General features: G+C 50.1%; 24 protein-coding genes and 6 tRNA genes. 25 read left to right on the plus strand and 5 right to left on the minus strand.

The window, feature by feature from the left end; translation table 11 throughout:
* Positions 1-237 precede the first annotated feature (237 nt).
* Both P6574_RS07535 and P6574_RS07540 read left to right on the plus strand, forming a co-directional pair.
* Entirely contained in the window at positions 238-1,014 is a 777-nt protein-coding gene (locus P6574_RS07535; protein WP_310619748.1) for a transporter substrate-binding domain-containing protein, read from the plus strand.
* Positions 1,015-1,673: 659 nt separating this feature from the next.
* Complete coding sequence (locus tag P6574_RS07540; protein ID WP_310619749.1) at positions 1,674-2,213, plus strand: hypothetical protein; 540 nt, start codon at positions 1,674-1,676, stop codon at positions 2,211-2,213.
* Between the two features lie 104 nt (positions 2,214-2,317).
* On the opposite strand, the gene glnA is transcribed toward P6574_RS07540, so the two are convergent.
* The 3 genes from glnA to P6574_RS07555 form a co-directional block, all read right to left on the minus strand.
* The gene (glnA, locus tag P6574_RS07545; protein ID WP_310619750.1) at positions 2,318-3,727 is read right to left on the minus strand and encodes a type I glutamate--ammonia ligase; all 1,410 of its coding nucleotides are present in this window, start codon (positions 3,725-3,727) and stop codon (positions 2,318-2,320) included.
* Between the two features lie 129 nt (positions 3,728-3,856).
* Positions 3,857-4,195 carry a P-II family nitrogen regulator gene (locus tag P6574_RS07550; protein ID WP_310619751.1) on the minus strand — a complete coding sequence of 113 codons (339 nt, stop codon included), beginning with the start codon at positions 4,193-4,195 and terminating at the stop codon, positions 3,857-3,859.
* 59 nt (positions 4,196-4,254) lie between these two features.
* Positions 4,255-4,458 carry a hypothetical protein gene (locus P6574_RS07555; protein ID WP_310619752.1) on the minus strand — a complete coding sequence of 68 codons (204 nt, stop codon included), beginning with the start codon at positions 4,456-4,458 and terminating at the stop codon, positions 4,255-4,257.
* 97 nt (positions 4,459-4,555) lie between these two features.
* On the opposite strand from P6574_RS07555, the gene P6574_RS07560 reads away from it, so the two are divergent.
* From P6574_RS07560 to P6574_RS07620, 13 genes are all read left to right on the plus strand, one after another.
* Positions 4,556-4,957 (plus strand): VOC family protein, encoded by a 402-nt coding sequence (locus P6574_RS07560; protein WP_310619753.1) that lies wholly within the window; start codon positions 4,556-4,558, stop codon positions 4,955-4,957.
* A 16-nt stretch (positions 4,958-4,973) separates the two neighbouring features.
* On the plus strand, positions 4,974-6,458 hold the full coding sequence (locus P6574_RS07565) for an NAD(P)H-hydrate dehydratase (RefSeq protein WP_310619754.1): 1,485 nt from the start codon (positions 4,974-4,976) through the stop codon (positions 6,456-6,458).
* Positions 6,459-6,881: 423 nt separating this feature from the next.
* On the plus strand, positions 6,882-7,067 hold the full coding sequence (locus tag P6574_RS07570) for a hypothetical protein (RefSeq protein ID WP_310619755.1): 186 nt from the start codon (positions 6,882-6,884) through the stop codon (positions 7,065-7,067).
* A 253-nt stretch (positions 7,068-7,320) separates the two neighbouring features.
* Positions 7,321-7,476 (plus strand): hypothetical protein, encoded by a 156-nt coding sequence (locus P6574_RS07575; RefSeq protein ID WP_310619756.1) that lies wholly within the window; start codon positions 7,321-7,323, stop codon positions 7,474-7,476.
* 16 nt (positions 7,477-7,492) lie between these two features.
* Positions 7,493-7,575, plus strand: a tRNA-Leu gene (locus tag P6574_RS07580).
* Positions 7,576-7,822: 247 nt separating this feature from the next.
* Complete coding sequence (tig, locus tag P6574_RS07585) at positions 7,823-9,169, plus strand: trigger factor (protein WP_310619757.1); 1,347 nt, start codon at positions 7,823-7,825, stop codon at positions 9,167-9,169.
* Positions 9,170-9,457: 288 nt separating this feature from the next.
* Positions 9,458-10,093: an ATP-dependent Clp endopeptidase proteolytic subunit ClpP gene (gene clpP / locus P6574_RS07590; RefSeq protein ID WP_310619758.1), complete on the plus strand. Its 636-nt coding sequence runs from the start codon at positions 9,458-9,460 to the stop codon at positions 10,091-10,093.
* A 252-nt stretch (positions 10,094-10,345) separates the two neighbouring features.
* Positions 10,346-11,611 (plus strand): ATP-dependent Clp protease ATP-binding subunit ClpX, encoded by a 1,266-nt coding sequence (clpX, locus tag P6574_RS07595; protein WP_310619759.1) that lies wholly within the window; start codon positions 10,346-10,348, stop codon positions 11,609-11,611.
* Between the two features lie 343 nt (positions 11,612-11,954).
* Entirely contained in the window at positions 11,955-14,384 is a 2,430-nt protein-coding gene (gene lon / locus P6574_RS07600; protein ID WP_310619760.1) for an endopeptidase La, read from the plus strand.
* A 186-nt stretch (positions 14,385-14,570) separates the two neighbouring features.
* Positions 14,571-14,846 carry an HU family DNA-binding protein gene (locus P6574_RS07605; RefSeq protein ID WP_310619761.1) on the plus strand — a complete coding sequence of 92 codons (276 nt, stop codon included), beginning with the start codon at positions 14,571-14,573 and terminating at the stop codon, positions 14,844-14,846.
* Between the two features lie 326 nt (positions 14,847-15,172).
* Positions 15,173-15,248: transfer RNA gene (locus tag P6574_RS07610), tRNA-Val, on the plus strand.
* A 56-nt stretch (positions 15,249-15,304) separates the two neighbouring features.
* Positions 15,305-15,380 (plus strand) — tRNA-Val (locus tag P6574_RS07615).
* Positions 15,381-15,645: 265 nt separating this feature from the next.
* On the plus strand, positions 15,646-16,077 hold the full coding sequence (locus tag P6574_RS07620; RefSeq protein ID WP_310622118.1) for a hypothetical protein: 432 nt from the start codon (positions 15,646-15,648) through the stop codon (positions 16,075-16,077).
* A gap of 102 nt (positions 16,078-16,179) precedes the next feature.
* Here P6574_RS07620 and P6574_RS07625 read toward each other — a convergent pair whose 3' ends face one another.
* Together P6574_RS07625 and P6574_RS07630 are read right to left on the minus strand one after the other, a co-directional pair.
* Complete coding sequence (locus tag P6574_RS07625; RefSeq protein WP_310622119.1) at positions 16,180-17,106, minus strand: peptidoglycan-binding domain-containing protein; 927 nt, start codon at positions 17,104-17,106, stop codon at positions 16,180-16,182.
* Positions 17,107-17,157: 51 nt separating this feature from the next.
* On the minus strand, positions 17,158-17,313 hold the full coding sequence (locus tag P6574_RS07630) for a hypothetical protein (RefSeq protein WP_310619762.1): 156 nt from the start codon (positions 17,311-17,313) through the stop codon (positions 17,158-17,160).
* Positions 17,314-17,706: 393 nt separating this feature from the next.
* On the opposite strand from P6574_RS07630, the gene P6574_RS07635 reads away from it, so the two are divergent.
* From P6574_RS07635 to nuoG, 10 genes are all read left to right on the plus strand, one after another.
* Positions 17,707-17,783: transfer RNA gene (locus P6574_RS07635), tRNA-Asp, on the plus strand.
* A gap of 36 nt (positions 17,784-17,819) precedes the next feature.
* Positions 17,820-17,896 (plus strand) — tRNA-Asp (locus tag P6574_RS07640).
* Positions 17,897-17,938: 42 nt separating this feature from the next.
* Positions 17,939-18,015, plus strand: a tRNA-Asp gene (locus P6574_RS07645).
* 820 nt (positions 18,016-18,835) lie between these two features.
* Complete coding sequence (locus tag P6574_RS07650; protein ID WP_310619763.1) at positions 18,836-19,201, plus strand: NADH-quinone oxidoreductase subunit A; 366 nt, start codon at positions 18,836-18,838, stop codon at positions 19,199-19,201.
* Positions 19,192-19,776: a NuoB/complex I 20 kDa subunit family protein gene (locus tag P6574_RS07655; protein ID WP_310619764.1), complete on the plus strand. Its 585-nt coding sequence runs from the start codon at positions 19,192-19,194 to the stop codon at positions 19,774-19,776. Before P6574_RS07650 ends, P6574_RS07655 begins: the two co-directional genes overlap by 10 nt.
* A 53-nt stretch (positions 19,777-19,829) precedes the next feature.
* A complete protein-coding gene (locus P6574_RS07660) occupies positions 19,830-20,432 on the plus strand; it encodes an NADH-quinone oxidoreductase subunit C (RefSeq protein WP_310619765.1) in 603 nt (200 codons plus the stop codon).
* 11 nt (positions 20,433-20,443) lie between these two features.
* On the plus strand, positions 20,444-21,628 hold the full coding sequence (locus tag P6574_RS07665) for an NADH-quinone oxidoreductase subunit D (RefSeq protein WP_310619766.1): 1,185 nt from the start codon (positions 20,444-20,446) through the stop codon (positions 21,626-21,628).
* Entirely contained in the window at positions 21,628-22,428 is an 801-nt protein-coding gene (gene nuoE, locus P6574_RS07670) for an NADH-quinone oxidoreductase subunit NuoE (RefSeq protein WP_310619767.1), read from the plus strand. The genes P6574_RS07665 and nuoE overlap by 1 nt, the downstream gene beginning before the upstream one ends.
* Before the next feature lie 3 nt (positions 22,429-22,431).
* Positions 22,432-23,730, plus strand: a complete 1,299-nt coding sequence (nuoF, locus tag P6574_RS07675; RefSeq protein WP_310619768.1) for an NADH-quinone oxidoreductase subunit NuoF — start codon at positions 22,432-22,434, stop codon at positions 23,728-23,730.
* A gap of 4 nt (positions 23,731-23,734) precedes the next feature.
* Positions 23,735-25,831, plus strand: coding sequence for an NADH-quinone oxidoreductase subunit NuoG (nuoG, locus tag P6574_RS07680; RefSeq protein WP_310619769.1), 2,097 nt, complete (start codon positions 23,735-23,737; stop codon positions 25,829-25,831).
* Positions 25,832-25,836: the final 5 nt, after the last annotated feature.

Raw genomic sequence — 25,836 nt, forward strand, 5'->3', positions numbered from 1 at the left:
ATAGGTGGAACCCGCTCCATAGAGATATCCAATACCTGTGGGAACTGCCCTGTGATTTTTAAAGAAAGTCGTTCTTCAATATATAAAAATAACGATAAATCGACGCTTTGACGGCTATTGGCTTAAAATAGTCGCTTGCTTATTTTTTGAGCTTTAAAATTGAGGCTCACTCCGGCAAACCATCCTAAATTTTTAAGGGAGTGCTCGGTGCTCCTTCATCAAAGCAAGGATAGTTCTATGAAGAATTGGGCGTTAGCGGCAACTGCTCTGGTTGCTGTTTCTGTTGCGGGCGGCGTACAGGCCAAAGAATGGACAAAAATCAGGATCGCGACAGAGGCGTCTTATCCTCCATTTGCTTACACCACCGCATCCGGTGAGCTGGTCGGCTTTGAAATTGATCTGGGCAATGCATTATGTGAAGCTGCGAAAGTGGAGTGTGAATGGTATCCGGTTGACTGGGAAGGTCTTATTCCGGGCCTGTTGGCAAACAAGTATGATGCGATCATGGCGTCCATGTCTGCAACTGAGGAAAGAAAGGAAATGATTTCCTTCTCTCCCAAGTACTATAACACACCACCAGCCATTGCCGTTCCAAAAGACAGCAATTTGAGTGAGGCCTCCGTAGAAGGCTTGAAAGATGCAACTATCGGCGTTCAGGTTGGCACGACACATGCAATTTTTGCTGATGAAGTTCTGAAGGACGCGGAAGTTTCTGTTTATCCATCTGCGGATGAATATAAGCTGGATCTGGAAAACGGCCGCGTTGATGCCATCGTTGATGATGTGGTGGTTCTGTCCGAGTGGATCAACTCCGAAAAGGGCGCCTGCTGCAAGCTTCTGGGCACGATGTCCACTATTCCTGAAATCCACGGGGAAGGTGTAGGCGTTGGTCTGCGTAAGGATGACAAAGAGCTGTCCGAACTATTTGCCAAAGCAACCACCACAATCCGTGAAAACGGCGTTTACAAGCAAATCAACGACAAGTACTTCGACTTCGACGTCTACGGCGACTGATGCATCGGCCAACGTAATTTAAAGATCTCAAGAGGCGGGGCATTCCCGCCTTTTTCTGTGAAGAGCATAGTTCAAAATAAAAGACCCTGCGCCGCAAATACGGGCTGCAGGGTCTGGCTTTTATAGTTGGATCGCCGCCGCTTCTTAGTGTGATCTCAATCAGCTCTCGGTGCTGATTATGGTGAAGCTGGCTGGTTTCGATCCGTGCTGTCGAGGTACTTCCTGATGTTCACAACTGAGAATTACCGATAGGCTGCGATTGGGTCTGCTATCTGCAACAAACTACGGTATAAATTAAATCCCTCTTTCTTTTCATCAGCTGTGATGAAGGGAAGTCATTCCGAAAAATATGTCAGAATATGTATCTGTCCCGCTTGAGGAGGCCGGGTCCGCCTTGGCGGATGTCATAGTGCCAGCCATTGCGCTCGCTTGGGATATTTCAAATCTGATTAGGCGGAGTCATTCCTAACCTCCCAATTTGCTAGAACCCTAACATGGTGTGGGGGGGCATTCTTTTCAAGGTCTCAAAGCTCGAAAAAAGACGTGGTCATAAAATTATCTGAAAAATGAATTGCGCAATGGGATCGCAAAAGGCTCGGATGCTCACAAAGTCACATCGGGTGCGTCGTGTATTTATTGCTACTTAGGAGTGTGATGCGATGCCCTTATATCAAACAGATCCTTTGCAAGGCACGACCAATATGACCATCTCGCAGCTCATACAGCGTGCGGGAACGGGAAACCCGGGTCCGACCCCTGTAATCAATCCAAATCCGAATCCCAATTATTTATGGGTGAACCAATTTGGACAGCAAACCCTTGATGCCACACAGAACCCCACGGCAACAGCAGCAATCGGGCTTATAACCTGTGCATCGGTGATCATGGTTTCCACCAATCCCAATGATGCGCCGCAGGCCTCTGTTTACCATGCTAATGCCGGTGTTGTGAGCGCCAATGACATGAACCAGTTGCGTCTGGGGATCAGCGGTAATCCTAATGCCCTGCCTGCATGGAATGATCTACTGGTGGTCTATGCGGTGGCTGGTGCGTGGGATGCTGGTTACACCGGTGAAATCAATACAATAGTGGGACTTGGAATCCCGGCGGGTCAAGTGACGTGGTTGGAACGCGTTCCAGCGGGTGTATTTGGCATCAATTCCCTCGGACAGGTGGGGTCCCCCGGTATCGTGGGATAGGCAAGATCGATGACAGGGCGCGGAATGAAAAAGCCCCGGCAAAACAAAATCTGCCGGGGCCTTTTATTCTTTGCTATGCCCGATAAAAGGCAGGAGCTGAAGAATTAGACGGAGTAGTACATGTCAAATTCTACTGGGTGTGGAGTCATGTCAGTGCGCTCCACTTCTTCCATTTTCAGCTCGATGTAAGCATCAATCTGGTCGTCATCCATAACGCCGCCAGCTTTCAAGAACTCACGGTCTGTGTCGAGAGATTCCAGAGCTTCACGCAAGGAAGATGCAACGGTTGGGATTTCTGCAAGCTCTTCCGCAGGAAGATCATACAGGTTTTTGTCCATTGCATCGCCAGGGTGGAGCTTGTTCTTGATGCCATCAAGGCCAGCCATAAGAATGGCGGAGAATGCCAAGTACGGGTTCGCTGTTGGATCTGGGAAACGTACTTCAACACGCTTCGCTTTTGGCGACGTCGTGTGCGGAATACGGCAGGAAGCGGAACGGTTACGCGAAGAGTATGCCAGAAGAACTGGAGCCTCGTAACCTGGAACCAGACGCTTGTAGGAGTTGGTTGAAGCGTTTGTGAAAGCGTTCAGGGCTTTCGCGTGCTTCAAGATACCGCCGATGAAGTACAGAGCGTCTTCGGAAAGGTCTGCATACTGGTTGCCGGCGAAGCCTGGCTGACCATCTTTCCAGAGGGACAGGTGACAGTGCATGCCGGTGCCGTTATCGCCAAAAACTGGCTTAGGCATGAAGGTTGCGGACTTGCCATAGGCGTGAGCAACCTGATGAACCACGTACTTGTAGATCTGCATGTGGTCAGCCATTGTGGTCAATGTCTGGAACTGCATGCCAAGTTCGTGCTGAGCTGCCGCCACTTCGTGGTGGTGCTTTTCAACCTTAACGCCCATTTCTGTCATGACAGAAAGCATCTCGGAGCGGATGTCCTGACAGCTGTCGATAGGAGGAACCGGGAAGTAACCACCTTTTGTGCGAGGACGGTGACCAAGGTTACCGGTCTCGTATTCGCTGTCCATGTTGGAAGGCAGCTCAGTGCTGTCCAGCTTGAAACCTGTGTTGTAAGGGTCGGAAGCGAAGCGAACATCGTCAAAGATGAAGAACTCAGCTTCAGGGCCAACAAATACAGTATCGCCAGCGCCGCATGCTTTCACATATGCTTCTGCGCGTTTTGCTGTCATGCGTGGGTCACGGTTGTAACCTTCGCCGGAAAGCGGGTCGAGAATGTCACAGAAAATGGACATTGTGGACTGCGCAAAGAATGGGTCGATGTGTGCAGTGGCAGGGTCCGGCATCAAAGTCATGTCGGATTCGTTGATGGCTTTCCAACCAGCGATGGAAGATCCGTCAAAGGCAACACCTTCGGCAAACATGTCTTCATGAACTTGCGACACGTCCATTGTGACGTGCTGCATTTTGCCGCGAGGATCAGAAAAACGCAGATCTACGAACTTTACGTCTTTCTCTTTGATTTCTTTCAGGACTTCGCTAGCTGTTGTCATAGTGTCCTACCCTTTATTTTATTGCAGCAAGCTGCGTTGGTAATTAACTGTTGGAGTACATGTGGTTCTAATGCCCCAAGAACCAACTTTTCTCTATCTATGATCAGTTGATATTGTCTCAACTGAAAATTAAACTGCGTCTTCGCCGGTCTCACCGGTTCGGATACGCATAGCCTGTTCGACGTGTGAGACGAAAATTTTGCCGTCACCGATGCGGCCGGTCTGGGCTGCGTCGCGAATGGCCTCTACTGCTTTTTCCACTAAGTCGTCGTTAAGAACAATCTCAACTTTCACTTTTGGGAGAAAATCAACGACGTACTCAGCGCCGCGGTAGAGTTCTGTATGGCCTTTCTGGCGCCCGAAACCTTTGGCTTCAGTAACAGTGATACCTTGAAGTCCCACTTCCTGTAGAGCTTCTTTCACTTCATCAAGCTTAAAAGGCTTAATTATAGCTTCGATTTTCTTCATTGCCTCCACCCCAGGTTAATTGACGGGTTTCTTTTCGTTACAGCGAAAACAGAGCCCCTTCAATTGTCCAATTGATCTATATTTAGAGGCGCACAGGCCTCATATAGCCGCCGTCCAGTTCTTAAAGCATAAAGCGTGCCAGTTTTGATAAATGGCTGAATGGCTACAAAAAGAGGCAGTGGCCTTGGTAAATCTACGAGGTGTAGTGACTGAAAAATATGCAGATGCTCAAAAAATAGGCTGATAGGTGTTTTTTCAGGCATGTAGGTGTTTGTTTCCTTTGAGGGCGCGCTGGGTCTAGCTCTTGGAGGGGGAGGGCGTTAAGCTGTTGATGAGGACCAATGGAAACAGGAGTCGTTCATGCGGCTGATAGCGCTGGATCATATTGTTCTAACTGTGAGTGACCTCGATGCTGCTTGCTCTTTCTACCGTGATATTCTGGGTATGGAGCATGTTGTGTTTGGTGGAGGGCGTCATGCTCTACACTTCGGGGGTCAGAAGATCAATTTACATGTGAGTGAAACCAAAGCCTCGCCAAAGGCGCGGTTAACAACGCCGGGGTCTGCGGATCTTTGCTTTCTGGTGGAAGATCTGGATGCGGCAATGGACCGGCTTACCACAGAGGCGGTGCCCGTGGAGGAAGGGCCGGTTTATAGAACCGGAGCTAAATCGTCGTTGCTTTCTGTATATATAAGGGATCCCGATGGGAACTTGATCGAGTTGTCGCAACCTCAGGATATTGTGATTGCGCCGCGCCCTTAACTGAAAGAGAAGTGTAATGAGTGAACTGCTAACTCCTGCCCAGATGGGGCAGGCGGACCGGTTGACGATTGAAGGCGGTGTGCCCGGCATTGATCTTATGGAGAAAGCGGGGTGTGCCGTTGCCGCCGCCTGTAAGTGTCTCTCACCCCAAAAGGCTCGTATTTTGATAGTTGCGGGGCCGGGGAATAATGGGGGCGATGGATTTGTTGCTGCCCGTTATCTGGTTGAAGCGGGTTATGAGGTCCTTGTTTATGTGTCCGTTCGCCCGAATCAGTTGAAGGGAGATGCTGCCACGGCCTTTCTCACCATGGATCGTCCGTGTATTTCCTATGAAGAGATGCTCTCAACGCTTGGGACGTTGACAGAGGATGATGTTGTTGTTGATGCTTTGTTTGGTGCTGGGTTAACGCGGGATCTGGAAGGTCAGGCGCGTTCACTGGTTTGTGCAATTAATCAAAGTTCCGCTCATGTGGTTGCCGTAGATTTGCCTTCCGGCCTTGATGGCAGAACCGGCTGTGCGCGTGGGTGCAGTGTTGAGGCAGATGTTTCGGTTTCCTTTTTTCGCCCTAAAGTTGGGCATTACCTTCACGAAGGTCCTTCATTGTGTGGTGCGCTGGAAATTGTCGATATCGGAGTAAAATCGTCCACTTTGCCGTCTCTTGGGAACTTGGCACAGCTGAATGCCATTGAGCTTTGGAAAGATGTGACCCCGAGCCCTGAGAGGTTGGGGCATAAGTACTCCCGTGGACATCTTGCTGTGGTGAGTGGTGATGCTTTACATACGGGTGCGTCCCGCCTGAGCGCCTTGGCGGGGCAGCGAATTGGGGCCGGTCTGGTGAGTGTTGTGGCCAGCGCCGATGCGGCGAAGGTACATGCAAACCATTTGACAAGTGTAATGGTAATGGACAGTGCTCTAGAAGATGTGCTGTCAGACCCTCGTTATAGTGCGGTTGTGGTGGGGCCTGCCGCCGGTATTGGCGGGGAGACGCGTTCACATGTTTTAACTTGTTTAAAAAGTGGTCGCGCGCTCGTGCTGGATGCGGATGCATTGACATCTTTTGAGGTGACCCCCGAAGTACTGTTCTCACAAATTCAAAAGAGCGGGAAAAACACTGTCCTCACGCCCCACGAAGGAGAGTTTTGCCGCCTGTTTCCGGACCTTGCCGCAAATAAAGACCTGTCAAAAGTTGATAGGGCGCAGCAGGCGGCCCTAAGGAGCGGTGCAATTATAGTTTTGAAGGGGGCGGATACGGTTATCGCCTCCCCGGATAATGAAGTTGTTATAAATGCAAGCGGAACACCTTGGTTGGCAACCGCAGGCTCGGGAGATGTACTTGCGGGACTGTGCGCTGGGCTGCTGGCGCAAGGTGTACCTGCGTTCGAAGCAGCTTGTCAGGCTGTTTGGGTTCACGGGAGAGCAGCTGAACTTTGCGGACCTTTTCTTATTGCTGAAGATCTAATTTCCGCGGTTCCTCAAGTCTATTGGGAAATTCTAGAGTGAAACTCCTTGGTGGCCGGATGCCGTTCGAAGGGTAGCAGGCGAATATCGTGCTGGTGTCCCTCCGCATTCCTTAGGCTGATCTACGCTCAGGTTACATTGATATGATGTAAGGGGATCTGACCTTACTGTATGGATCTCAACCTCCCAGCAGTTGCGTGATCGGTCTGTTCGCTGGTTTTCCTCTCTTTCTTATCGATAACAGTAAGGCAATGAGTGTTGTCCATTGGGCTATTCATCACCCTTCGCGCGACATGCTTAATTGCTATCGCAAAGGTTGGACGCAGCGTTTCATGCTGTCTGAATCCTCTACCTGCTCTCGTTGAGTTCGTTTGGTGAAGAGAATGCGCCCTTTGACCCAGAGCTTACTCTTTATGGAATTGATGGCAACAGTCTAATTGAAACTGCCGTGGTGAAGGTCAGGACGTGTTTGTTTTTGGCAGTGGCGATGGTGATGATATTATCACCGACTTTACGGTTGATCTTGATTACATCGAGTTTGTATCCGGTGCGTCTTTTTTTGACGAACTGAGTGTGACCAGCGAAAGTGATGACACTGCGGTTGCCTCTGATGGTGGGCCGATTGTACTTATCAGTTTAGACAGCGGTTAAACCAGTGCTGAGAACTTCATCTTTGCTTAAGCAGATGCAGCCTCCGGCTATTTTTGAATATAAAGCCTTCAGGTGCTGGGCGGAGAGGGTCATTCAATCTTGCGATGCTGTAGGCAAGTCCGCAATGCGCTCAAGAGTAGGCGTTAACCGTATGCGCTGGCTCTGCGCGTGATAAACTTGGCAGGGCAGTTCTCAGGCGATCATAAGCTGTCGTAGCCCATTGCCAGCTTTTGAGCATAACAAAGCTATAAAAATGGACTTTAGCGATACGTTTACCATTCAGTGCACCCGCATTTTTCCACTCGAAATGATGAGGTTAAGAGAAAAAACCATAAAAAAAACAGATGTGGTGGAAAAACATGCTGATTATGGTCAGGTGGTGGTTGACTTACATCGGTTGCACCCATAAAAGCCCAACCAACGTTGCGGCTGTGGCGAAATTGGTAGACGCACCAGATTTAGGTTCTGGCGGGAGACCGTGGGGGTTCGAGTCCCTCCAGCCGCACCAAACCCCCCGGTGATACGGATTGCAACTAGACAACAACCGTCCCCAGGGAGACCAAAATAGTTGAGGGCGTTGTCTAAGTTCAGTTCGAAGTGATCTGATTTTGGCGGTTTGGTTACGGGCGATAGTCATATTGCCCTTTTTGTGTCTTACCCCATTATTATAATTGCTTCGCACATGAACGGTAAGTAGATCCGGTTTTTGGATTTGCTGATGTACACGTTCTAAATCAAGGACGAAGCAAAGTACCATGCAGGTAACAGAAACCTTGGCCGAAGGCCTGAAGCGCGAACTCAAGATCGTCATTCCGGCATCTGATCTTGCAACCCGCCTCGATGCATACCTTGAAGATATGAAATCTAAGGTGAAAATCAACGGTTTCCGTCCAGGCAAGGTTCCAAAATCCCACCTGAAGCGTGTTTATGGCCGTCAGGCAATGGCTGAGCTTCTTGGCAATCTCATCAATGAGACAACTGCTAAGACAATCGAAGAGCGCAAGGAAAAACCTGCTCTGCAGCCAGAAATTGATCTGCCTGATGATGAAGCCGAAAAAGTACTCGCAGGTGAAGCAGATCTTGGCTTCACAATGAAGTATGACCTTCTACCTGAATTTGAAGTTATTGACTTTTCTGCTGTTGAGCTGGAACGCCCGATCGTTGAAATCGCTGATGAAGAAATCGACGAGCAGATTAAGCAGATTGCTGAAAGCAACCGTTCTTTCGAAGATCGTGAAGAAGGTGCTGCTGCACAGGACGGCGACCGCGTAACAATGCACTACCTTGGCAAGCTGGATGGCGTGCCGTTTGAGGGTGGTGAAGACGAAAATGGCCAGCTGGTTCTGGGTTCTGGTCAGTTCATTCCAGGCTTTGAAGAGCAGGTCGTTGGAATGAAAGTTGGTGAAGAAAAAATCATCGACGTAACTTTCCCTGAAGAGTACGGCGCTGAAAACCTTGCTGGTAAAGCGGTTACTTTCGACATCAACGTGAAAGCAATTGCAGCTCCTGGTGAGTTGGTGATTGATGACGAGCTGGCAACAAAGCTGGGTCTTGAAAATCTCGAGAAGTTGAAAGAAATCGTACGCGGCCAGATCGAAAGCCAGTACGGTGCAGCAACCCGTCAGAAAATCAAGCGCGCTTTGCTTGATAAGCTGGACGAAGAGTACTCCTTCGATCTTCCTGAAAAGCTGCTGGAGAACGAGTTCAACGGCGTTTGGCAGCAGGTTGAAGCGGACATGAAACAGTCCGGCAAAACCTTTGAAGACGAAGAGACAACCGAAGAAGAAGCAAAAGCGGAATACCGCAAGATTGCAGAGCGCCGTGTGCGTCTGGGTCTGGTTCTTTCTGAAGTTGGCGAGAAGAACTCTGTTCAGGTTACTGAAGAAGAAGTTCAGAAGGCTCTGTACGACCGCGTTCGTCAGTTCCCAGGTCAAGAGCAGCAGGTGTTCGAATTCTACAAGAACAACCAGCAGGCACTGGCTTCCCTTCGTGCACCAATCTACGAAGAGAAAGTTGTCGACTTCATTCTCGAACTTGCAAAAATCTCCGATAAGGTTGTGAGCAAGGAAGAGCTGCTCAAGCAGGACGAAGACGAAATCTAATCTTTAGATTAGCTTGTCTGTTCCAAGCTCCTCTGAAAAGTGGTGGAGAACCCACTTTTTCAGGGGAGCTTTTTTGTTTTGAGGGATAGATATGCTCTTCTTGGGAGGTCACTCTCAATCTTCTTGGGTTTACCTTCACCAGTAAGCCTTTAAGAAAAAGGAAAGATCCCCTATGTTAGGGGAGTCGTAAATTCGACTCGTTAATTTGAACTAACTGCATGGGCATTTGTCAGCTAATGCAGGGCTGCCGCTGGCAAGGAGTGGCAAGCTTCAGAAAATGGATGATGTATGACCGATCCTGTAGAGTACTTTACGAATAGCTTGGTGCCGATGGTGGTTGAGCAAACCAACAGGGGCGAGCGGGCGTTCGATATCTTTTCAAGGCTGCTCAAAGAGCGGATCATCTTCCTGACCGGACCTGTTGAAGATCATTTGGCCACATTGATCTGTTCGCAGTTGCTCTATCTGGAAGCGGAGAATCCGAACAAGGAAATTGCGCTCTACATCAATTCTCCGGGCGGAATAGTGACAAGCGGTCTGGCGATTTACGACACAATGCAGTTTATCAAGCCCAAGATCACAACATTGTGTATTGGTCAGGCAGCCAGCATGGGCTCCCTGCTTTTGGCGGGTGGTGAAAAGGGAATGCGTTTCTCTCTTCCAAACAGCCGTGTCATGGTTCACCAGCCATCTGGTGGCTTTCGCGGTCAGGCCAGCGATATCATGCTGCATGCTCAGGAAATTTTGAAACTGAAGCGCAGGCTCAACGAGATCTATGTCTCCCACACGGATCAAAGCCTTGAAGCTGTTGAGGAAGCGCTGGAGCGTGATAATTTTATGACAGCGCACGAAGCAAAAGAATTCGGCCTTATCGACAAAGTTATCGAAAGCAGAGATAGTCTTTTGGAAGGAGATGACTCCTAATTTGGGGTGGCCTTCAAAACTTGGGGCACGCATCTTAGCCTGATTGGGTATAAAGTGGGTGTGCTCCGTTTTATTTACTAGGCAAGCAGGGCAGTGTTAAAAGTGCCAATTAAGCTTTCCTAGTAAATTCTAACGGTTACTACTGGAAGAGACGGCGCAAACGCGCTAAATCAGAAATGTTGCCTCTTTGTTTTAAGGCAACTCGATTAGGTTCAGAGGGTGTCCCCCTCGAAAGATGCGAGGTTATTACTCATGAGCAAAGCCAGCGGCGGCGACTCAAAAAATACGCTCTACTGCTCGTTTTGCGGTAAGAGTCAGCATGAGGTTCGTAAGCTCATTGCTGGGCCGACTGTGTTCATTTGCGACGAGTGTGTTGAACTTTGCATGGATATTATTCGCGAAGAGAATAAATCCTCTCTTGTGAAGACGCGTGATGGTATTCCAACACCGCAAGAAATTCGCAATGTTCTTGATGATTACGTAATCGGGCAGGGGCAGGCCAAGAAGGTCCTGTCTGTGGCGGTTCATAACCATTACAAGCGTCTCAACCACGCAACGAAAAACAATGATGTGGAACTGGCCAAGTCCAACATCTTGCTGGTTGGTCCAACAGGGTGTGGTAAAACACTTCTGGCACAGACACTCGCCCGTATTCTTGATGTTCCTTTCACAATGGCAGATGCAACCACGCTGACCGAGGCCGGTTATGTGGGTGAGGACGTTGAGAATATCATTCTCAAGCTGCTTCAGTCCGCAGATTACAACGTGGAACGCGCTCAGCGCGGTATCGTCTATATTGATGAAGTGGACAAGATCACGCGTAAAGCGGAAAATCCGTCCATCACCCGTGATGTTTCTGGTGAAGGCGTTCAGCAGGCGCTTTTGAAGATCATGGAAGGCACTGTTGCAAGTGTACCTCCTCAAGGTGGTCGCAAGCATCCGCAGCAGGAATTCCTTCAGGTTGATACAACCAACATTCTGTTCATCTGTGGTGGTGCTTTTGCTGGTCTGGATAAAATCATCTCGGACCGTGGCCGTTCAACCTCCATTGGTTTTCAGGCACAGGTTATGGCGCCTGAGGACCGTAAAACAGGAGAGCTGTTCGGTAATCTTGAGCCGGAAGATCTGCTTAAATTCGGCCTCATTCCAGAGTTTGTTGGCCGTCTGCCGGTTATCGCAACGCTTGAAGATCTGGACGAGGATGCTCTCGTTACAATTCTGAGCGAGCCGAAAAATGCACTTGTCAAGCAGTATCAGCGGTTGTTCGAAATGGAGAACGTTGAACTCACGTTCCATGAGGATGCACTCAAGGCTATGGCCCGCAAGGCAATTGAGCGCAAAACCGGTGCACGTGGACTGCGTTCCATTCTAGAGGCGATCCTTCTTGAAACCATGTATGAGCTTCCAGGCCTGAAAGGCGTCAAGGAAGTTGTGATTTCTTCCGAAGTTGTCGATGGAGATGCGCGTCCCTTGTATATTTACGAGGACAGAGCGGAAAACTCCGCCACAAGTGCTTAAGATCTATTGATTTCAAAGTGTGATGCGGGCGCTTGGGGAAACCCATGCGTCCGTATTTTTTTGCATAACTCTGGTTAATTTAAGTAAACCCCATTGAATTACGCGGGATAATTCCCATGTGAACATGCTATCAACAGCTGGATAAAGCCAACACGGTCTTCAGCGCTTGACACATGGGGGCTTGCTCGCCACCTAATGTAATGGACAGGCAGTATGGCGATCTGATTTTGTGCTCATTCATGAGGCAAAGTGGATCGGCCTTAAAGAAAAGCCACTATTTTTGTGGTCCCGCTGCATTTCAGTACTCTGCATATTCGCGGGGTACCCTAGGAAAGGATACAACATGACCGACAATCAGACGCCAATGGTCGAAAGTGCGGAAAAATCCATTTTCCCAGTGCTTCCTTTGCGTGACATCGTCGTGTTCCCTCATATGATTGTGCCGCTGTTTGTAGGGCGCGAAAAATCTATTCGGGCTCTGGAAGAGGTTATGGCCTCTGATAAGAATATTCTTCTGGCAACACAGAAAAATGCAGCCGAGGATGATCCGAAGGCTGAGGATATTTATAATCTAGGAACGATGGCGCGTGTTCTGCAGCTGCTCAAGTTGCCTGACAACACAGTCAAAGTTCTCGTAGAGGGCGTTTCCCGCGCAGAGATTACAAAGTTTACCGACCGTGAAGACCTCTTTGAGGCTGAAGCGCAGACGCTTGTTGAAGCAGATGCTGATGCTGTGGAAGTGGAAGCTCTTGGCCGCTCCGTGGTTTCTGAATTTGAAAACTACGTGAAGCTGAACAAGAAGGTTTCCCCTGAAGTTCTGGGTGCAGTCAATCAGATTGAAAATTCGTCCAAGCTTGCAGATACCATTGCATCCCATCTTGCGATTAAAATTCATGAGAAGCAGGAGATTCTGGGAACAGTTTCCGTTGCGGACCGTTTAGAAAAAGTTCTTGGCTTGATGGAAGGGGAGATCTCCGTTCTTCAGGTTGAAAAGCGTATCCGCTCCCGTGTTAAGCGCCAGATGGAAAAAACCCAGCGCGAGTATTATCTGAATGAGCAAATGAAAGCCATTCAGAAGGAGCTGGGCGACGGCGAAGAAGGCCGCGACGAACTGGGTGAGCTGGAAGAGCGTATTGAGAAAACCAAGCTTTCCAAAGAAGCCAAGGAAAAGGCCCACGCGGAGCTGAAAAAGCTCAAGCAGATGAGCCCGATGTCTGCGGAAGCAACCGTGGTTCGCAACTATCTGGATTGGCTGCTGGGTATCCCGTGGGGCCGCAAATCCAAGGTGAAGCACGATTTGGCCTTGGCGGAGAAGGTTCTTGATACGGACCACTATGGTCTGGAAAAGGTCAAAGAACGCATTATTGAATACTTGGCGGTTCAAAAGCGGGCAAGCACCATTCGTGGTCCAATCCTGTGTCTTGTTGGTCCTCCAGGTGTTGGTAAGACATCTTTGGGTAAATCCATCGCGAAGGCAACCGGACGTGAGTTCGTACGTATGTCGCTTGGCGGCGTGCGTGATGAAGCTGAAATTCGCGGTCACCGGCGCACGTATATCGGCTCCATGCCCGGTAAAGTCATCCAGTCCATGAAAAAGGCGCAGAAGTCCAATCCTCTGTTCCTGCTGGACGAGATTGACAAGATGGGAATGGATTTCCGCGGTGACCCATCCTCCGCTCTGCTCGAGGTTCTTGATCCTGAACAAAATTCAGCGTTCATGGATCACTATCTGGAAGTGGAATATGACCTGTCCAACGTCATGTTCGTAACCACAGCTAATACACTGAACATTCCCGGCCCACTTATGGACCGTATGGAAGTGATTAGAATTGCTGGTTACACAGAGGATGAAAAGGTCGAGATCTGCCGCCGTCACCTTCTGCCTAAAGCCATTAAAGATCATGGCCTGAAAAAGGGTGAGTTTGAAGCCTCTGATGATGCACTTCGCAAAGTGATCCGCCTTTACACCCGTGAAGCAGGTGTACGTAATTTGGAGCGTGAACTGTTCTCGCTCGCTCGTAAGGCTGTTAAAGACATTTTGATGAACGATAAAAAGACCATCAAAGTGGATGAGCAGATCGTCGAGGATTATCTGGGTGTGCCGCGCTTCCGCTATGGTCAGGTTGAAGAAGAGGATCAGGTTGGCGTTGTCACCGGCCTTGCGTGGACTGAAGTTGGCGGTGAATTGCTGACGATCGAAGGTGTCATGATGCCGGGTAAAGGCAAAATGACCGTTACGGGTAACCTGCGTGAAGTGATGAAAGAATCTATTTCCGCAGCTGCGTCCTATGTGCGCTCCCGTTCTGAAGATTTCGGTATCAAGCCACCGCTGTTTGACCAGCGCGAACTGCATGTGCACGTTCCAGAAGGCGCAACGCCTAAGGATGGCCCATCAGCAGGTATTGCAATGGCAACAGCCGTCATCTCGGTTATGACCGGAATTCCGGTCCGCAAAGATGTGGCTATGACCGGTGAAATTACACTGCGCGGTCGGGTTCTGCCAATTGGTGGGCTTAAAGAGAAGCTTCTTGCGGCTTTGCGCGGCGGTATTAACACCGTTATGATCCCTCAAGATAACGCCAAGGATCTGGCTGACATTCCGGACAACGTGAAAAATGAAATGGAAATCATTCCAGTTTCACGGATGGATGAAGTCTTGCAGTATGCGCTTGTGCGTATGCCGGAAGCAATTGAATGGACAGAAGAAGATCAGGCTAAGGCCACAGAGTCTATGGGTAAGTCCGATGAAAAATCGGGTGTAATTGCTCACTAGAAGCTTGCTTGAACCCTAAGAACGAAAGCCTCGGACAAGTTTCGAGGCTTTTTTGGTTGATACTCACCATAAAATGGCTGTTTCCTGCCATTTTCATCTTGATTTGCCCGTTAAATAGTTTGAATGTCCGGCAACGGGGAACTACGAATCTAAGGGATCCCCCCAGTGACTTAGAAAGGGACTGTCATGAATAAAAATGATCTGATCGGAGCGGTAGCAGAGAAAACCGGTCTGACAAAGGCGCAGGCAGGTGAAGCCGTTGAAGCTTCTCTGGAAGCTATCACCGAGACACTGAAGTCTGGCGATGAGGTTCGGATCATTGGTTTTGGTAACTTCTCTGTTTCTGAGCGTGCCGCAACTGAAGGCCGTAACCCACGCACTGGCGAAGCTATCCAGATCCCAGCGTCCAAAACTCCCAAGTTCAAAGCCGGTAAAGGCTTGAAGGACGCAGTGAACTCCTAAGAGCTCACTCTTAATCTGTGGCAGGTTTTATTAAGGCATTTCACAGGTTTGATTTTATTTGCGTATAGGCTCCCAAGGCAGCAGTAATTTGTTTGGGTGCCACGCTTAAAGTTCAAGAACCCAGCATTCCTTGAGTGCCGGGTTCTTTTTATAAAAATACGGAGAGTTGAAGGGGATAATCCCTCCGGAAAAGCAAAGTTTTCCAAAGGGGAGGGGGAAAAACCCTTTTACGCACAGTGCTTTTGTTGAAAATGCAATTTGGCCCTTGCCAAGAGGAAAGGAGCTCTGTAAATACCCCTCCAACGACGACGCAACACGCGCAAGTCGGGCGATTAGCTCAGTTGGTAGAGCGCTTCGTTTACACCGAAGATGTCGGGAGTTCGAGTCTCTCATCGCCCACCATTTCTCCTTTGAGATGGATTGGCAAATAGTTGTTAAATGCTTTTATGAAGCAAGTCGGGCGATTAGCTCAGTTGGTAGAGCGCTTCGTTTACACCGAAGATGTCGGGAGTTCGAGTCTCTCATCGCCCACCATTTTATTATTCCCCTCAAAACTAAGTTGTTCTTGTTTTTGTTTGGAACGCTGAATAAGTCGTTTCTTTCAAACTCCTTAATATCTTTAGGGTTTATACTCTTTGTAAAGTCCGCAAAGGTTGTGTCCTGATCCTTCTTTGGTGGGACGCTCACCCTTTTATTTAGGGTGCCACCCGAACAACGGGAGCATGAAATGACAGGCAAGCAAAACGTCGGTGGGCGTGGCTACGAACATATCTGCCCACCTCTCACATTTCAAACATTTATGACCATCCTGTTGGCAGGCATTGCCGCAGATCTGACTTGGGAGATCTGGGCACGCTTCATTACTCCGTACTGGGTGGGTGGCCCCTTGGAGCCTGCTGCTCTGGTGCAGTCGGTCTTTGGGTTTAGTCACCTATTGACGGCAGAGCTGATTCATCTGGTGGTGGGTGTTGTTTTTTATCCCATCGGCTACTTGTATATTGCCCGGCCCATTGCGCGTGTCATACTGCCATTTCTTCCCTGGTGGATAGTTGGTCTGGGCTTTGGTATGGGCCTGTGGGTTTTTGCTCTTTACATAATGGCCCACTGGATTGCGGGTCTTCCCCCGTTCCTCGGCTTTGTCCAGCTCACATGGGCTTCACTGGTCGGTCATATGCTGTTTGGCTTGGTGTGTGCTGCGGTGGTGAAGTGGCGGGAAAGTAAGCCAGCGTAGGACACCGCGGGTTTCAAAAAGGGAACAAGAAGATGCTTGAGCCTTAGATATATTGAGGTTTCGTGCAGGGCAGTAATGGTTGCCCTGCACAAGTTGTGATTATTAAAATTGTAGATCTTCAGTAAGTGCCGCATTTTGTGGGAAAACGTCACTTCCATTTTCCAAAGCAGCGGTAATCAACTTGCCATCGTGAAGCAGGACTTCAATTGTACTGACTGTCTCAGCACTGCCATATTCAACAGCATAGTAGTCTTGACAACCATTGTTGGCTTCATGTGTGGTTAGGGCAGCATCTCCAACAGCGTTTATACGCTTGTAGGTCAAGCCACGGTTATTGGTAAAGTCCATAGTGCAAGCGCTGCTTGTGCTGGCGCGCATCTTGGAGAATTTGGCAAGGGTCGGGAAAGACTCATTCATCTTTTTATCAATGGCAGAGCGGGGAGCGGGAGCTGAGAGTGTGATTACCCGGTGCACTGTGTGAATGATGGAGTCAATGGTTGCAACTACCAGAGTTTCATTAAGGGTTCCTGTGGTCAGTTTGCAGGTTGTCACATAATTTGCGGTTGCGCACTCTTTATACCCTTTTGCTCCAAGCATCTCTTCTAAATCATGAACTCGCATGCGGGTGCTAAGTCCAATTGTTGTCGGCGGGGCGAGGGGGTCAAGAAGTGGTCTCTTGGTGGAACCTGCGGGAGCAGCTTGGTTGGTTGTCGCCTCGGCTGATGCGTTAATATAGATCTGGTTGATCTCAACGCTTTTTTTCAAGTTGTTGGTTGTTGCAGGTGCCTGAATAGGGGCTGCCGGTGCATGCACCACGGGGGCGTGGGCGACAGGGGCTATATGAGTGGGTGCTTGCGGGTCTGTCATGGCAAAAAGTTTTGCCATTTGCGCTGCTGTAAGATAGCCATCTGGATACTCACCAATACTTCTTTGGAAGTCGCGAACGGCGCGGCGGGAGTTTAGGCCCATAACCCCGTCGGGGCGGCCCGCACCGTAGCCCAGTTTATTCAGGCGCATTTGTACCTGTATGGCATCTGCGCGGCTTAACCTTACGCCGGAGTGCTGTACCGGGGCAGAGCGTCATTGAGGTTGCTTTGCGGACTGGTCGAGAAGTGTTTTGCCAATAACGCCTGCACCAAGACCGATCAGGAGGTCGGCGGTGTCAGCCTTTACCGAAACGGTCGACCCCATGAGAAGAGAGAGTGCGATCGCGCTGAGCTTATTTCCAAATGCCATAAAAAGTGTATCCCGGCTGATGAATAAATGAGAATTAAAACCATGTTAGCGTGTGTAATGAAAAATTACACCAAATTTTATTAGGTATTTATGATGATTTATAGCAAGTGGGAGATGTTTTTTAAAAAGATGGGGCATGTTTGTGTGCGCCAAAGAAATTTTTCTAGCGGAACTTTTTATTTTTTCCCTCAGGTCTTTGACAAAAAACGTAGATTCACCCTGTGGAAAGGGATCATTATCCACATTTAGAGGCCAAAAAGCTCTAAATCTTCACAGGAAGAGGACCTTTTTTAAAGAATTCACATAAACTAAAAACAGGACGCTTGACTTCGCATCGGTCAGGCCGTACATCAGCGCTCACCAGACAGCAACACACTGCTGCTTCAGACAAAAGCGGGTGTAGCTCAGTTGGTTAGAGTGCCGGCCTGTCACGCCGGAGGTCGCGGGTTCGAGTCCCGTCACTCGCGCCAGTCTAAGGAGTTGTGTTTGTTGAGTTGGTTCCGGGGGCGGGTGTAGCTCAGTTGGTTAGAGTGCCGGCCTGTCACGCCGGAGGTCGCGGGTTCGAGTCCCGTCACTCGCGCCATTCTTTAAAGAATGGTGGCCCGGAAAGAAATATATACCTTGGGCGGGTGTAGCTCAGTTGGTTAGAGTGCCGGCCTGTCACGCCGGAGGTCGCGGGTTCGAGTCCCGTCACTCGCGCCACTCAAGGTTTTATATACGAAAACGCCGCTTCTCCAATGAGTAGCGGCGTTTCGTGTTTTTGCCTTCTGGTCTTCTTGGTTTTCAAACTACTCTTTCCTTGATCTTCTCCTTCAGTTTCTGAAAGTCTGGAAGTATTCAATTATTCAAGCTCTATCAATACAAAGTGTTGCGCTCCTAAAGGAAAGTGCTGCCACTTTTGTGCATCTGTTTTGAAGTGCGCTGCTCATTATTTGAGGGCGTGCACTCCTCTCCAGTTTTGGTTAAACTGGTCAGAGCGATCTGGGGTTGGTTGTGAAATTTATAGGTCGAGATTTGCTTGTTCTAGAAGCTTTGTCCCATATCTCGGAGGGGGGAGGTGCCATACTGGCCCCTTGGACGGAGTGGCTGGAGTTGCTCAGGTACCCCTGATATTCTTGGAGTTTCTGTGGCTTTTAAAGGAACGCTTTACCTTGATTTACGAAGAGTTCTGCATTGAGAGCGCACTGAAATGTGGAGCGATTCCGCGCCAAATGGCTATTAGAAGAGAAGTTTTCAAGAGGTTTGCCTTATTTTTTTTCTAAACATGAGTTAAAATGTCAAGAAATTAAATCTCTTGGAAACCTGCCGTTTTAGAGCTTCGCTTACTGCTTGCGTTATATGCTGGCTCAATTGAAGCATAAAACCTTACGCCTTTCCTGTAGTTTAAGGACTTGCGTAGTGCGTAGGGCTAAGTTAATCGTGCGGAGCAATGTGGCAGATTTTAGCTTTTCAATAGTCTAAAATGCCGCTTCCAGAATTCTATCGCCGCATGGCCATTTGCGCGTAGGGACGCGAAAATAAAATGGAAGACCTCCTAAGGGAATATCTCCCGATTGTTGTCTTTATTGGTATAGCTCTTGTAATCGGGCTCGCACTGCTTGTTGCGCCTTTCCTTGTGGCGTATCAAAGCCCCGATTCAGAAAAACTGTCCGCCTATGAGTGCGGTTTCAATGCCTTCGATGACGCCCGGATGAAATTCGATATCCGATTTTATCTGGTGGCGATCCTGTTCATCATATTCGATTTAGAAGTTGCCTTCCTCTTTCCGTGGGCTGTTTCCTTCGGGGATCTGGGTTGGTACGGCTTTGGAAGCATGATGGTGTTCCTTGGTGTTCTGACTATCGGTTTCGCATATGAATGGAAAAAAGGAGCGCTGGAATGGGATTGATCCGCGAAGGCTCTGGCCCGCTGGTCTCAGAGCCTGCCAAAGGGATTATTGATCCGAAGACCGGTCAACCGATCGGGTCGGATGATAAATTTTTCATGCAAGTGAATGATGAGCTTGCTGACAAGGGGTTCTTGGTAACGTCCACTGAAAGCTTGATTCAGTGGTCGCGTACGGGCTCCTTGATGTGGATGACATTTGGCTTGGCGTGCTGCGCCGTTGAAATGATGCAGATGTCCATGCCTCGTTATGATTGTGAGCGCTTCGGATTTGCGCCGCGCGGTTCTCCGCGCCAGTCAGATGTGATGATTGTTGCAGGAACCTTGACCAACAAGATGGCTCCGGCCCTGCGCAAGGTTTACGACCAGATGCCCGAGCCGCGTTATGTGATCTCCATGGGCTCCTGTGCCAACGGTGGTGGATATTACCACTACTCCTATTCAGTTGTGCGCGGTTGTGATCGTGTTGTGCCTGTCGATATTTATGTTCCTGGGTGTCCTCCAACTGCCGAAGCGCTGCTTTATGGTGTGCTTTTGTTGCAGAAGAAGATCCGTCGTACTGGAACGATTGAGCGATAAATCGGGCGCTTTTGTGCCTTTGTTAGATGTCCGGCCTATAGGATTATTTGTTCATGGACGAGACGCTAAATGAACTTGGTGAATTTTTGGAGCTAGCGCTCGGAGATACCATCAAGGACTGGTCTTTCGCTTTCGGCGAGTTGACCTTGAATGTGCCAGCGCAAGATATCGTTGGCGTTCTGCGTTTTTTGCGGGATGATGCCCGTTGCGGTTTTGTGGCTCTTGTTGACATCTGCGGTGTTGACTGGCCGGGCCGCGAAGACCGCTTTGATGTGGTCTATCATTTGTTGTCGCCAAAGCAGAACCAGCGCATACGCGTGAAGGTCTCCTGCGCAGAGGGAACACAAGTGCCGTCGGTTACTCCGGTCTATGCCGGGGCTGACTGGTTTGAACGGGAAGCCTACGACATGTTCGGTATCCTGTTCTCCGGGCATCCGGATTTGCGCCGCCTGCTCACCGACTACGGTTTTGACGGCTACCCGCTACGCAAGGATTTCCCGCTGACGGGTTATGTTGAGGTGCGGTATGATGATGAGCGTAAACGGGTTGTTTATGAACCTGTTCAACTCAATCAGGAATTCCGCAATTTTGATTTTCTTTCACCTTGGGAAGGTACGGACTATGTGCTTCCTGGTGATGAAAAAGCATCGAACTGAGGCATGCGTTGATGGCTGAGGCTCAGGTCAGAAATTTTAATATCAACTTTGGTCCGCAGCACCCTGCGGCCCACGGTGTTTTACGTCTTGTTCTTGAGCTTGATGGCGAAGTGGTAACCCGCGTCGACCCGCATGTGGGGTTGCTGCACCGGGGAACCGAAAAGCTCATCGAGCACAAGACCTATTTACAGGCTGTTCCTTACTTTGATCGCCTTGATTATGTTGCGCCAATGAACCAGGAGCATGCGTATGCTCTTGCTGTTGAGCGCCTGATGGGCATCGAAGTACCAAGGCGCGGTCAACTTATTCGCGTTCTTTACTCTGAGATAGGTCGCCTTTTGTCGCACCTTCTCAATGTAACGACGCAGGCGATGGATGTGGGTGCTCTTACCCCGCCATTGTGGGGCTTTGAGCCGCGTGAGCAGCTCATGGGCTTTTACGAGCGCGCTTGTGGCGCACGTATGCATGCCGCCTTCTTCCGTCCCGGCGGTATTCATCAAGACCTTCCAGAAGCATTGCTCAATGATATCGAGGCATGGTGTGATCCATTCCTTGAGACTATGGATGATATTGACAGCCTTCTCACCGAGAACCGTATTTTCAAGCAGCGTAACGTTGATATCGGCGTTGTGAAGCTGGATGATGCGTGGGCTTGGGGCTTTTCCGGCGTCATGGTTCGTGGTTCAGGTGCAAAATGGGACCTGCGTAAATCACAGCCATACGAGTGCTATGATGAGATGGACTTCGATATCGCGATCGGGAAAAACGGCGATTGTTATGACCGTTACCTGATCCGTATGTTCGAAATGCGTCAATCTGTTCGCATCATGAAGCAGTGCCTTGATAAATTGAAAACGGAAGTAGGCCCTGTTTCTTCAGTTGATGGTAAGGTTGTTCCACCAAAGCGCGGCGAAATGAAGCGCTCCATGGAAGCGCTCATCCATCACTTTAAACTTTACACAGAAGGCTACCGTGTTCCTGAGGGCGAAGTTTATGCAGCTGTGGAGGCTCCAAAAGGAGAGTTCGGGGTTTACCTCATCTCTGATGGCAGCAACAAGCCATACCGCTGTAAAATTAAAGCTCCGGGATTTGCGCACATGCAGGCAATGGATTACCTCACCAGAGGCCATTTGCTGGCAGATGTTGCAGCAATCATCGGTAGTATCGACATCGTATTCGGGGAGATTGACCGTTAATGTCAGTGCGTCGTCTTCATCACGAGCAGCCCGATAGCTTCGAATTTACTCCTGAAAATCTGGAGTGGGCTCAGAAAGTTATCGACCGGTACCCAGAGGGGCGTCAAGCCTCCGCTGTTATTCCGATTTTGTGGCGGGCTCAAGAACAGAACGAAGGCTGGGTCAGCGAACCTGCAATCCGTGTGGTTGCAGAAATGCTGGACATGCCAAATATTCGCGTTCTGGAAGTTGCAACTTTCTACACCATGTTCCAGCTGCAACCGGTGGGCAAAAAAGCCCATATTCAGGTTTGCGGCACAACCTCCTGTCAGATTATGGGCGCGGAAGGGTTGATCAAGCTATGTAAAAGCAAGATCGCCAAGAATGCGCACGAGCTGTCTGAGGACGGTGACTTCTCATGGGAAGAAGTGGAGTGTCTTGGTGCGTGCACCAACGCGCCAATGGTTCAGATTTTCAAGGATACCTATGAAGATCTGACCGAAGAGACCTTCGACAAGCTTCTGGAAGATATCGCAGCAGGCAATGCTGTGGTTCCAGGCCCTCAGACTGATCGGCGTTTTGCAGCCCCTGCAGGTGAAATTACCTCTCTTCAGGATATCGCAGACGATACGCGCGGTGCTGATCCTGCCCCATTGGTGATTGATGGTTCTGAAAAAGCGTCTCATCATCATGCAGGTGATGCCATCAACACAGGTGGCAAGGGCTACACGGGTGTTCCACGCCCTGCCGAAGAAGGTGTTGCTGAAGCTATTGAAGCGCACCGCCTGAAGCAGGCTGAAAAACAACAGGGTGAGGGCTAACAGATGCTGACAGATCAGGATCGTATCTTCACCAATATCTACGGAATTCACGACTGGGGACTGGAAGGTGCCCGCAAGCGTGGTTCGTGGTCTGGCACTAAAGAAATCATTGAAAAGGGCAGGGACTGGATTGTCAACGAGATGAAGGCCTCCGGTCTTCGTGGTCGTGGCGGCGCTGGCTTCCCCACCGGCCTTAAATGGTCGTTCATGCCTAAAGAAAGCGATGGCCGTCCCGCTTATCTGGTTGTTAATGCCGATGAGTCAGAGCCCGGTACTTGTAAAGATCGCGAAATTCTGCGTCATGACCCGCACCACTTGGTTGAGGGTTGTTTGATCGCCGGTTCCGCAATGGGTGCCATTGCCGCTTACATTTATGTTCGCGGCGAGTTCATCCGCGAGCGCGAGCGCCTGCAGGCTGCCATTGATCAGGCATATGATGCCGGTCTTATCGGCAAGAACAACGTGCATGGCTATGATTTTGATATCTATGTCCATCACGGTGCCGGTGCTTACATCTGCGGTGAGGAAACTGCGCTTCTGGAAAGCTTGGAGGGCAAAAAAGGCCAACCACGTTTGAAGCCGCCGTTCCCTGCCAACATGGGTCTTTATGGTTGCCCGACAACTGTAAACAATGTTGAATCCATTGCGGTAGCGCCAACAATTTTGCGCCGTGGCGGTGCTTGGTTCTCCGGTCTTGGGCGCGAGAACAACACGGGCACAAAGCTGTTTTGTATTTCCGGTCACGTGGAAAACCCTTGTACAGTTGAAGAAGAGATGGGCCTTTCCTTCAAGGATCTTATCGAAAAGCACTGCGGCGGTATTCGCGGTGGCTGGGACAATCTTCTGGCTGTTATTCCCGGTGGCTCCTCCGTTCCGTGTGTAACGGGCGAGAACATCAAACACGCCAAAATGGACTTTGACGGTTTGAAGGAAGTGGGCTCTTCCCTTGGAACTGCTGCGGTTATCGTCATGGATAACTCCACGGACATCATCAAGGCCATTGCCCGTCTTTCATACTTTTACAAGCATGAGAGTTGCGGCCAGTGTACGCCGTGCCGTGAAGGTACCGGCTGGATGTGGCGTGTTATGGAGCGGATGGTTAAGGGGCAAAGCTCCTATGAGGAAATCGACATGCTGTTCAAAGTGACAAAGCAAGTCGAGGGCCACACCATTTGTGCTCTGGGTGATGCAGCTGCATGGCCAATTCAGGGCCTCATCAAGAATTTCCGTCCGGTTATTGAAGACCGGATCGACCAATACGTTGCCAAATCCAAGGCAGCCTCAACAATTGCTGCGGAGTAAGACAATGAAAAAACTCATCGTCGATGGCAAAGAGATTGAGGTTCCAGCAGAATTTACCCTGCTGCAAGCCTGTGAAGAAGCTGGCGCCGAGGTTCCGCGCTTTTGTTATCACGACCGCCTGTCCATTGCCGGCAACTGCCGCATGTGCTTGGTGGAAGTGAAAGGCGGACCGCCAAAGCCTACGGCTTCTTGTGCCATGAACGTGCGCGATCTGCGCCCCGGTCCTGAAGGGCAGCCACCAGAGGTCTTCACTAAATCTCCAATGGTGAAAAAGGCCCGCGAAGGTGTGATGGAGTTCTTGCTCATCAACCATCCGCTGGATTGTCCGATCTGTGACCAAGGCGGCGAGTGTGATCTGCAGGATCAGGCCATGGCTTACGGCATGGACAACTCCCGTTATGCGGAAAACAAGCGTGCGGTAGAAAACAAGTACATCGGTCCTCTTGTGAAGACCGTTATGACACGTTGCATCCACTGCACACGCTGCGTACGCTTCACCACCGAAGTTGCCGGTGTTTCCGAGCTGGGCCTTATTGGCCGCGGTGAGGATGCGGAGATCACCACGTATCTTGAAAACGCCATGTCTTCCGAGCTGCAGGGCAATGTGATCGACCTGTGTCCGGTTGGCGCGCTCACCTCCCGCCCGTATGCGTTCAACGCCCGTCCTTGGGAGCTGAACAAAACGGAAGCGGTTGATGTGATGGATGCGGTTGGCTCCGCTATTCGTGTGGACAGCCGTGGCCGCGAAGTCATGCGCATCATGCCTCGTCTCAATGAAGAAGTGAATGAGGAATGGATTTCCGATAAGACACGCTTCATCTGGGATGGCTTGAAAACCCAGCGTCTGGATCGTCCTTTTGTTAAGCGCGAGGGGAAACTTGCTCCAAGCACTTGGGACGAGGCTTTCGCTGCAATTGCTGAAAAAGTGAAAGCGGTAGGCGGTGCCAAGACAGCGGCAATTGCCGGTGATCTTGCAAGCGTTGAAGATATGTTTGCCCTGAAGCTCCTCATGGAGAAGCTGGGAAGTGCAAATATTGATTGCCGTCAGGACGGTGCGCAGCTAGATCCTGCTTTAGGTCGTTCAACCTATTTGTTTAATTCTACCATTCAAGGCATTGAAAACGCTGATGCAATCCTTATCGTGGGCTCGAACCCGCGTATGGAAGCATCTGTTCTTAATGCCCGCATTCGTAAAGCCTGGCGTCAGTCCGGTGTGCCGGTTGCCTTGATTGGTGAACAAGCTGATCTCACCTATGACTACGACTATCTGGGCGCTGGCCCCGACAGTCTGGCAGAGCTTGCAGCTGGCAAAGGCGCTTTCTTTGAAACGCTTAAAGACGCCAAGAACCCGCTCATCATCGTTGGTGAGGGAGCAGTTGCCCGTGAAGACGGTGCAAACGTTCTTGCTCTGGCTGCAAAACTGGCCGAGACTTGCGGTGCTTTGAGCGACGAGTGGAACGGCTTCAACGTTCTGCACACAGCTGCCAGCCGCGTTGGTGGTCTGGACATCGGCTTTGTTCCTTCCAATGGCGGCCTTGATACCGGTGGTATTCAGGCAGCAGCAGGTAAGGGTGAGCTGGATGTTGTGTTCTTGCTGGGTGCTGACGAGTTGGACATGAATGCCTTTGGTGAGGCTTTTGTGGTCTACATCGGAACCCATGGCGATCGCGGCGCACACCGTGCGGATGTGATCCTGCCAGCGGCAGCTTACACTGAAAAGTCTGGCACCTATGTGAACCTTGAAGGCCGTGTGCAGCTGGCACCGCGCGCAGCATTCCCTCCAGGGGATGCCCGTGAGGACTGGGCTATTTTGCGCGCACTCTCCGCTCATCTGGATGCTCAGTTGCCATTCAACAGTTTTGCTCAGCTGCGTACAGCGCTTTATGAGGCGTATCCGCATCTGGCAGCTATTGATTCCATTGAGACAGGCAGCATTGCCGATATTGCCAAGTTGCAGTCCAAAGCCGCGCAGCCAACCGGCGGTGCATTTGTTTCTGTCATTAGCGATTTTTATCTTACCAACCCGATTGCCCGTGCGTCTGCGGTTATGGCTGAGTGTTCTGCACTTGCCAGCCAGCGCCAGGCGGATGCAGCAGAGTAGGGGGC

The sequence above is a fragment of the Pseudovibrio sp. M1P-2-3 genome (genome assembly GCF_031501865.1).
Taxonomy (GTDB): Bacteria; Pseudomonadota; Alphaproteobacteria; order Rhizobiales; family Stappiaceae; genus Pseudovibrio; species Pseudovibrio corallicola.